We start from the raw sequence: 7,725 nt of genomic DNA, 5'->3' as shown, positions 1-7,725 counted from the left end.
GGCGCGGTCGCGCCCGGCGCGGCCTTTCTCCAGCTCGGGATGGCCGCCGCCCGCATAGCGGGTGAGCGCGGCGGGGTCGTCCAGCAGGCCCGGATTGACCGCGATCCGGCCGGCGAAGCCGGTCCGTTGAGCGCCGCCGTCGAGGCTGTTCGAGTACGGATCCCCGCCGGCGCCGTCGACGAAGACCGGCAGCGCGAGCCCGTCGCCGGACAGCGAGGTCGCCGTGATCCGGGACGATCCGGCCGAGATGCTGAGGCCGGGCGCGCTCGACGTGAACCGGAAGCCGTCGGCGCTGGCCGCGGCGCTGAGGCCTATCCCCTTCGCCGCAAGCGCCGCGTTCAGGTCGGCCGCTGCGGTCGGCGACGAGAAGTCGATCCCGATGACGGTGTCGTTCGGGTCCGCCGTGAGCCCGTCAGCGAGCGGCAGCTTGCTCGCGTCGCCCACGTTGACGATCGTGACCGACCGTGTGGTCCCGCCGACCGAGTAGGTGACGGAGAGCCGGTCGCCGGGCAGCGCGCCCTGCGTCGTGAGGTCGACGCCGCCCGCGGTCGGGCTGACGGAGGTGACGTTGGAGCCGAGCGCCTGGGCGAGACTGGACGCGAGTTCGTCGAGCTGCGTCTGGGCCTGCGGGAGCGTCTTGTCGCGCAGATCCGCCAGCGCGCGGAGCTCCCCGGAGCGGAGCTGGCCGCTCCCGAGCAGATCGACGGAATAGCCCGAAGGCCGCACCAGCGTGATCGTTCCGAGGCTGCTGGCGTCGGCGTCGGAGGCGTACTGCGCCTGCGGGACGATCGTGCTCGACGGCTGGAACTGCAGCGTCGAGGCCTGGCCGTCATAAAGCGACAGGCCGCTCTGGGTCTTCACGCGGATCTGGCCGGCGCCAAGATCCTCGACCTTGACGTCCATCAGCGAGGACAGCGTGTCGATCGCCTGGTCGCGTTGGTCCTCGAGCGCCGCGGTCGACTGGCCCTGCGCATTCGCCCTGACGATCTGGGCCGTCAGGCTCTCGATCGACTTCAGCGCCTCGTTGGCGCGGTCGACGCCCGCGCTCATGGCCTGATCGGCCTGACCGCGCAGCTCCTGCACGCTGCTCGAGGCGGCGTTCAGGGTCTGCGCGAAGATCTGCGCCCGCGACAGCACGTTCGACCGCGCGCTCTGGTCGTCGGGCGACGCCGCGAGCGCGTCGAGTGCGCTCGCGAAGCCCTGGGCGACCGTATCAAGCGAAAGGCCGCCGCCCGGCGTGCCGAAGACGCTCTGCAGCCGATCGAGATAGTTCGCGCGCGTCGCCGCGTAGCTGGCGCCCGCCGTCTCGGTGCGGAGCTGGCGCTGGAGATAGACGTCGAGCTCGCGGCGCACGTCGTCCGCCCTGACGCCCACCGTGACGCCGCCCGCCACCGCCTGTTCGGTGACGAGCGTCTTCTTGGTGTAGCCGGGGGAGCCCGCATTGGCGACGTTCGCCGCCACGAGGTCGAGGCCGGACTGGCTCGCCTTCAGGCCCGAAAGCGCGGCGCCGAGCGCGGAGGAAAGGCCCATCTCGTCGGGTCCTCAGGTGAGCTCGCTTGGTCCGCCGTCAGCGGACCATGCTCAGGGTGTCCTGCATCATCGAGTCCGACGCCGAGACCACGCGCGTGTTGGCCGAGTAGGCCTGCTGCGTGACGATCATCTTCGAGAACTCGTCGGCGATGTCGACGTTCGACTGCTCGAGCGCGGAGCCCACGATCTCGCCTTCGCCGGCGATCGGCGCGCCGGACGCGACCGTCTGCTGATAGGCGCCGCCGTCGACATGGGAGAGCTGGTTCTCGGCGTAGAAGCTCACCACAGGGACCTTGTAGAGCGTGCGCGACTTCCCGTTCGAATAGGTCGCGTTGACGAGGCCGCCGTCATTGATCGAGACGCTGACCACGTTGCCGGACGAGACGCCGTTCTGCGTCAGCTGCTTCGTCGTCACGCCGCCATTGGTGTCGGCGTACTGGGTCAGCCCGGTGCCGTGGTCGAGCGTGACCGCGCCGAGCGATTTGCCGTCGATCGTCAGGTTGGCGATCGAGGTGACGCCGTCGGTCGGCGTCACGAGCGCGCCGTCGGAGTTGAACACGTAGTTCTGCGTTCCGGCCGCCGACGGATTGGCGTCCACCTTGGTCCAGGCGGCCTCCGAGCCCGTCGCCGTCGGATCGGAAAGGTAGTAGAGCGCCCAGGTGTCCTGCGCGCCCGACGTCGCGTTCTCGTTCGTCACCTTGCCCCAGCGGAACTGGACGTCGTAGGCGGTGCCCTTGTCGTCATAGACCGTCACCGCGTCGCCGCTGACGCTGCTTGCGATGAACGCATCCGACTGGTCGGCCGTGACGCTGGCGCCGAAGCTCGCGCCGAGCAGCCATGAGCTCTCGTCGCCGGAGACGTAGTTGGCGGTCTGCGGCGCCGAGGGAAGGTTAGCGCGGTAGGTCACCGAGGTGGTCGCCTCGGCCGGATAGAAGTCGTTCGACAGCTTGATGATTTCGGAGGCCGAGCCGGTCGGGTTGCCGGTCCGCGAGTCGACCGCCAGCCCCTTCAGGTAATAGCCCGCGCCGTTGACCACGTAGCCGTTCTTGTCGACGGTGAAGTCGCCGCGGCGCGTGTAGAGATCGCCGCCGCCGAAGGTCGGCTTGCCATCGACCTGGCCGGTGTTGTCCTGCACGACGAAGAAGCCCGGGCCGTTGATCGCGATCGAGGTGCCGGAGCTCGAGGCCTGCAGGGTGCCCTGCACGTCGTTGCTTGAGCGCGAGAACGCCTGGACCGAACCGGCGACCTGGCGGTTGACGTTGAGGTCGCCGCTCAGCACGAGGTCCGCGAAGGAGGTGTCGGTGCGCTTGTACCCGGTGGTCTGCGAGTTCGCGATGTTGCCCGAGATGTTTTCAAGCGCATAGGACTGCGCCTGGAGCCCGCTCACCGCCGTCGTCAGCGCGCCGAAGATACCCATTGCCGTCTCCCGAAGCCGCAGAACCTCATCAGGCCGCGCGCGCAAGCCGCGGCCTCTCCGTGACCGTCACGCAAACGGCGCGCCAGTCGAATAAGCGAGCATTTTCAAAGGCTGAGGGGCTGTTGGCGGGACCGGCTGACCGCGCATCCGCTGCCGAGCGGCAGTTTCTGCCGGGCGCCGGAACGTTGACGCACGCCGCTCAGGGGGCGACCGTGACGGGTGGCGGGAGATGATTCATGGCGGACGCGGCGAGCGAGCCGGAGACGGGCGGAGCGCGACGCAAGCTCTACCCCCCGATCGAGCCTTACCGGCACGGTCATCTCGATGTCGGGGACGGCCACCGGGTCTACTGGGAGCTTTGCGGCAACCCGGAAGGGCAGCCGGTGGTGTTCCTGCATGGCGGCCCCGGCGGCGGCTGCGGCGCGGCGCACCGGCGGCTGTTCGATCCGGCGCGCTATCGGATCCTGCTGTTCGACCAGCGCGGCTGCGGCCGCTCGACGCCCCATGCGGAGCTCGAGGCGAACACCACCTGGCATCTCGTGGCGGACATGGAGCGGCTGCGCGAACTGACCGGCGCCGAGCGCTGGCTGGTGTTCGGCGGCTCCTGGGGCTCGACGCTGGCGCTCGCTTATGCGGAGACCCATCCGGAGCGCGTCACCGGGCTGATCCTGCGCGGGATCTTCACGCTGCGGCGGTTCGAGCTGGAATGGTACTACCAGTCGGGCGCTTCGCTGCTGTTCCCGGACAAATGGGAAAGCTTCCTCGCGCCGATACCCGCGGAGGAGCGGGGCGACCTGATCGCCGCCTACCGCAGACGCCTGACCAGCCCCGAACGCTCCGTTCGCCTGGCGGCCGCGAAGGCGTGGAGCGTCTGGGAAGGCGAGACCATAACGCTGCTGCCGGACCCTGCGCTCGCCGGCCAGCACGGCGGCGACGCCTATGCGCTCGCCTTCGCCCGCATCGAGAACCACTACTTCACCCACGCGGGCTGGCTCGATGAGGGGCAACTCATCCGCGACGCGCACCGGCTGAGCGGCATCCCGGGGATCATCGTGCAGGGCCGCTACGATGTCGCGACCCCGGTCGTCACCGCATGGGACCTGAAGCGCGCCTGGCCGGAGGCGGAGTTCCACCTCGTGCCGGACGCCGGTCACGCCTTTTCGGAGCCCGGCATCCTCGATCGTCTCATCCGCGCGACCGACGCCTTCGCGGACAGGTGACCGCGCCGTGCTTTGAAGGGCGCGGCGGCGGCGCTACATGTCCCCCGCGGCGGAGGGAGACACGATATGCGTCAGCGCAGCCTGGCACGAACCGCGATGGGCGCTGTCGCCGTCTGTGCGATCGCCGGAATGGCGGCGACGGCGTTCGCGGCGGCCCAGACCCGTGCGCGTAGCGACGCCGCGCAGCCTCAGCCGGCGATCTCGGTCGAGACGGTGGCGGATGGGCTGGAGCGCCCGTGGGGGCTCGCCTTTCTTCCGGGCGGGCGCATGCTGGTGACCGAGAAGGCGGGCCGGCTGCGGCTGGTTTCGCCCGACGGCAAGGTCTCGGCGCCGGTCACCGGCCTGCCGAAAGTCGACGCGCGCGGGCAGGGCGGCCTGTTCGACGTCGCGATCTCGCCTGACTTCGGCAAGAACCGGCTCGTCTACTTCACATTCGCGGAAGCCGGCGAGGGCGGGGTCAACGGCACGGCGCTCGGCCGCGGCCGGCTCGCCGACAGCGCCGCGCGGCTCGAAGACGTCCAGGTGATCTGGCGCCAGACGCCGAAATACGCCTCGACCAAGCATTTTGGCTCGCGCATCGTTTTCGCGCCCGACGGCAAGCTGTTCGTCACCACCGGCGAGCGCTCGGACGAACAGTTCCGCGTCAAGGCGCAGGCGCTCGACGAGACGCTCGGCAAGGTGATCCGGCTGGAGCCGGACGGGACGCCCGCGGCCGACAATCCGTTCGCCGGCCGCCCCGACGCCAAGCCGGAGATCTGGTCCTACGGCCACCGCAACATCCAGGGAGCGGCCATCGAGCCCGGGACCGGCCGGCTCTGGACGGTCGAGCATGGCCCTCGCGGCGGCGACGAACTGAACCGCCCGGAGGCCGGCAAGAACTATGGCTGGCCGGTGGTCACCTACGGCCGCGAGTACTCCGGCGCGAAGCTCGGCGAGGGGTCCGAGAAGGAGGGCATGGAGCAGCCGGTCTATTACTGGGATCCCTCGATCGGCCCGTCCGGCCTCGTCTTCTACACGGGCGACGCCTATCCGGGCTGGCAGGGCAGCGTGTTCGTGGGCGGACTGGCGATCCCGATGCTCGCCCGGCTCGAACTCGCGGACGGAAAGGTCGTGCACGAGGAGCGCCTGCTCGAGGATCTCGGTGAGCGCATCCGTGACGTCCGTCAGGGGCCGGACGGCCTGCTTTACCTGCTCACCGACAGCGACGACGGCCGGGTGCTGCGGCTGAAGCCCGGCAAGGCCGGAAAGTCATAGGCGGGACGAAAGTCTTCCGCCCGGGGCGGGCGAGCTTCGGGTAAGCTCCTCCCACGCTTCAGGGGGAGAGTGGATGAGCCAGTCGGACGCGTGGTTCTACCTTGCGGGGTCGGAAAGTAAGGGACCGTTCTCGAGAGAACAGATCGCGGCGCTGGCGTCCGAGGGGGTGATCGACTCCCGCACGCAGGTCTGGTCCGAAGCTTCGGGATGGCGGACCTTGGCTGACACCGACCTTCTCCGGGCGCCCGGATCGGGACAGACCGGCCGTTCGTCGGTTCCGCTGGTGACCTCCCGGCCCGAGGTCGGCCCGAGGTCGGTCGGCTTCATAGAGGCCACGCGGCTGTTCTTCTCGAACTACGCGACTTTCTCCGGGCGGTCGTCACGCTCCGAATACTGGTACGCCCTGCTGTTCGTCGTGCTGAGCTCGATCGTGGCTGGGCTGCTGGACGCCGCGCTATTCGGAACCAGCGGGCACATCGACCCGATATCGTCGATATGGCAGCTCGCGCTGCTGATCCCGGGAATTTCCGTCGCGGTCCGCAGGCTGCACGACACCGATCGCAGCGGCTGGAACTACCTCTGGCTGTTCCTGCCGGTGATCGGCGCGATCATCCTCATCGTGTTCTTCTGCCAGCGCAGTTCGCCGGGCCGGAACCGCTACGGCTGAGCCGTCAGCGGCCGCCGGGGGGAGCCGGCGGCCGCTCAGGTCCGAAGGGCGGGGTGGACGCCGCCCTTCGGGCGCCGCGGGGGAGGGCCGGCGCCGGCCCGCTCCCGCGATCTCTGGAAGAACAGCCTCAGAAGGGCAGCAGCACGTCCATCACCTGCTGGCCGTAGCGAGGCTGCTGCACGTCGGTGATCTGGCCGCGACCGCCATAGGCGATGCGGGCCTGGGCGATCTTCTCGCTCGCGATCGTGTTGTCGGCGTCGATGTCCTCGGTGCGCACGATGCCCGCGACGATCAGCTCGCGCACCTCGAAATTGACCCGGATCTCCTGCTTGCCCTCGATGACCAGCGAGCCGTTGGGCAGCACCTGGGTCACGACCGCCGCGACGTTGGTGGTCAGCGTCTCCTTGCGATCCACCGAGCCTGCGCCCTCGCTCGAGGCGGTGGAGCCCGCCTTGATCAGGTTCGAGGGGTCGACGGCGTTCGGCAGGAGCTTGCCGAGCTTGGTCTCGAAGCCGAGGAAATTGTCGACGCCGGACTGTTCGGAGCTGCTGCGCGCGCGCTTGGTGGTGTTCTCGATCTCCGCCTTGTCGGTGATCTGGACCCGCACAGTCAGCAGGTCGCCGACGCGCTTGGCGCGCGGGTCCTTGAAGAAGCCGGTCGCGCCGGCCTGCCACAGCGAGTTCGGCTGGTACGAGACCGGCATCACCTCGGGCATCGGCATCTGCACGGGCTTGTAGCCCGGCTGAGTGGTGGGGTTCTCGATCGCCGAGAGCGACGGCTGCTTGCCGACATTGGCGAGCCGGTCCGCCGCGCCGCAGCCTGCGAGCGAGAGGGCGGCGACGCCGAGCGAAAGAAGGCGGAGGACGTGGCGCTGCGACATGACTGGCGCTCCTTCGTCAGCGGCGGGCGACGGTGGTCGTGGGGGCGGTGACGGTCACCTCGGAAGGCCCCGTGACGACGCCGTTGACGACGCGCTTGGACTGCAGGTTCTGGACGGCGATCACGTCGCCGGCGGCGCCGGCGGCGAGAGCCTTGGCCTTCAGCGACAGGGAGAGGCCGTCGGCGGCGTAGACCAGGGTGATGAACCCGCCGCGCTGCACATGCTGCGGCCGCATCAGGTCGGCCTCCCGAAGCGCCTGGCCCTCCCGGAGCGGCCGGCGCGCGGCGAGCCCGACGATGTCGAGCGCGAGCGGCTCCGATCCCGCCAGGCGCGGGCGGCGCTCGATCCTGACGTCGGCGGCCGTCACCAGATCTCCACGCGACAGCGGGCGGAGGAGGGTCGCGGTTTCGACAGTCTCGGCGGCCGTGCCGGTCACGACGGCGGCGGCTCTTGCGCCGTGACGCTCGCGCGCCTCGATCTCGGCCTCGAAACGACCCGTCGAGCGGTCGAGCGCGAAGCGGGCGAGCTGAAGCGGTCCCGTGTCGCGCGGATCGAGGCGCAGCGGGCCTTCCTGGTCGAGCGTGACCGCCACCGCCTCCGCCGGGAGATCGGCGTCGGCGGCGAAGCGCGCGGTCAGCAGCGCCTGTATCTCGGCGACCGAGACGTCGCGGCTCGGCCTCGTCACGGTGACGGCCGCGAGCCCGCCCAGGGCGACGTCGTCGATCCCGGCCTGTCGCGCCGCGGCGATCACCTGCTC

Annotated in this window: 7 protein-coding genes; 3 read left to right on the top strand and 4 right to left on the bottom strand. The window is 70.0% G+C overall.

The features are described 5' to 3' along the window. Positions 1-1,530: flagellar hook-associated protein FlgK (gene flgK / locus ACIKT0_RS09805; protein WP_407105171.1), on the bottom strand; the 1,530-nt coding region annotated here is incomplete at its 3' end. A gap of 37 nt (positions 1,531-1,567) precedes the next feature. Continuing rightward, complete coding sequence (locus ACIKT0_RS09800) at positions 1,568-2,947, bottom strand: flagellar hook protein FlgE (RefSeq protein WP_407105170.1); 1,380 nt, start codon at positions 2,945-2,947, stop codon at positions 1,568-1,570. A gap of 236 nt (positions 2,948-3,183) precedes the next feature. On the opposite strand from ACIKT0_RS09800, the gene pip reads away from it, so the two are divergent. The 3 genes from pip to ACIKT0_RS09785 all read left to right on the top strand — a co-directional run bounded on the left by pip (position 3,184) and on the right by ACIKT0_RS09785 (position 6,088). Beyond that, positions 3,184-4,167, top strand: coding sequence for a prolyl aminopeptidase (gene pip, locus ACIKT0_RS09795; RefSeq protein ID WP_407105169.1), 984 nt, complete (start codon positions 3,184-3,186; stop codon positions 4,165-4,167). Between the two features lie 66 nt (positions 4,168-4,233). Next, a complete protein-coding gene (locus tag ACIKT0_RS09790) occupies positions 4,234-5,421 on the top strand; it encodes a PQQ-dependent sugar dehydrogenase (RefSeq protein ID WP_407105168.1) in 1,188 nt (395 codons plus the stop codon). Positions 5,422-5,494: 73 nt separating this feature from the next. Then, positions 5,495-6,088 carry a DUF805 domain-containing protein gene (locus ACIKT0_RS09785; protein WP_407105167.1) on the top strand — a complete coding sequence of 198 codons (594 nt, stop codon included), beginning with the start codon at positions 5,495-5,497 and terminating at the stop codon, positions 6,086-6,088. A 127-nt stretch (positions 6,089-6,215) separates the two neighbouring features. Here the strand turns inward: ACIKT0_RS09785 and flgH are convergent, their stop codons facing one another. Beyond that, positions 6,216-6,968, bottom strand: a complete 753-nt coding sequence (gene flgH, locus ACIKT0_RS09780; protein ID WP_407105166.1) for a flagellar basal body L-ring protein FlgH — start codon at positions 6,966-6,968, stop codon at positions 6,216-6,218. A gap of 16 nt (positions 6,969-6,984) precedes the next feature. Further along, positions 6,985-7,725: flagellar basal body P-ring formation chaperone FlgA (gene flgA / locus ACIKT0_RS09775; protein ID WP_407105165.1), on the bottom strand; the 741-nt coding region annotated here is incomplete at its 5' end.

It is taken from the genome of Hansschlegelia beijingensis, assembly GCF_045505405.1.
Classification (GTDB): domain Bacteria; phylum Pseudomonadota; class Alphaproteobacteria; order Rhizobiales; family Methylopilaceae; genus Methylopila; species Methylopila beijingensis_A.
The sequence above is the reverse complement of the archived record's forward strand: the minus strand, read 5'-3'. Positions and strand labels throughout refer to the sequence as shown.

What these genes read in the sequence shown, in the direction of transcription:
- ACIKT0_RS09800 (WP_407105170.1), bottom strand. Translation starts at nt 2,947, where the DNA reads ATGGGTATCTTCGGCGCGCTGACGACGGCGGTGAGCGGGCTCCAGGCG.
- pip (WP_407105169.1), top strand. Translation starts at nt 3,184, where the DNA reads ATGGCGGACGCGGCGAGCGAGCCGGAGACGGGCGGAGCGCGACGCAAG.
- ACIKT0_RS09790 (WP_407105168.1), top strand. Translation starts at nt 4,234, where the DNA reads ATGCGTCAGCGCAGCCTGGCACGAACCGCGATGGGCGCTGTCGCCGTC.
- ACIKT0_RS09785 (WP_407105167.1), top strand. Translation starts at nt 5,495, where the DNA reads ATGAGCCAGTCGGACGCGTGGTTCTACCTTGCGGGGTCGGAAAGTAAG.
- flgH (WP_407105166.1), bottom strand. Translation starts at nt 6,968, where the DNA reads ATGTCGCAGCGCCACGTCCTCCGCCTTCTTTCGCTCGGCGTCGCCGCC.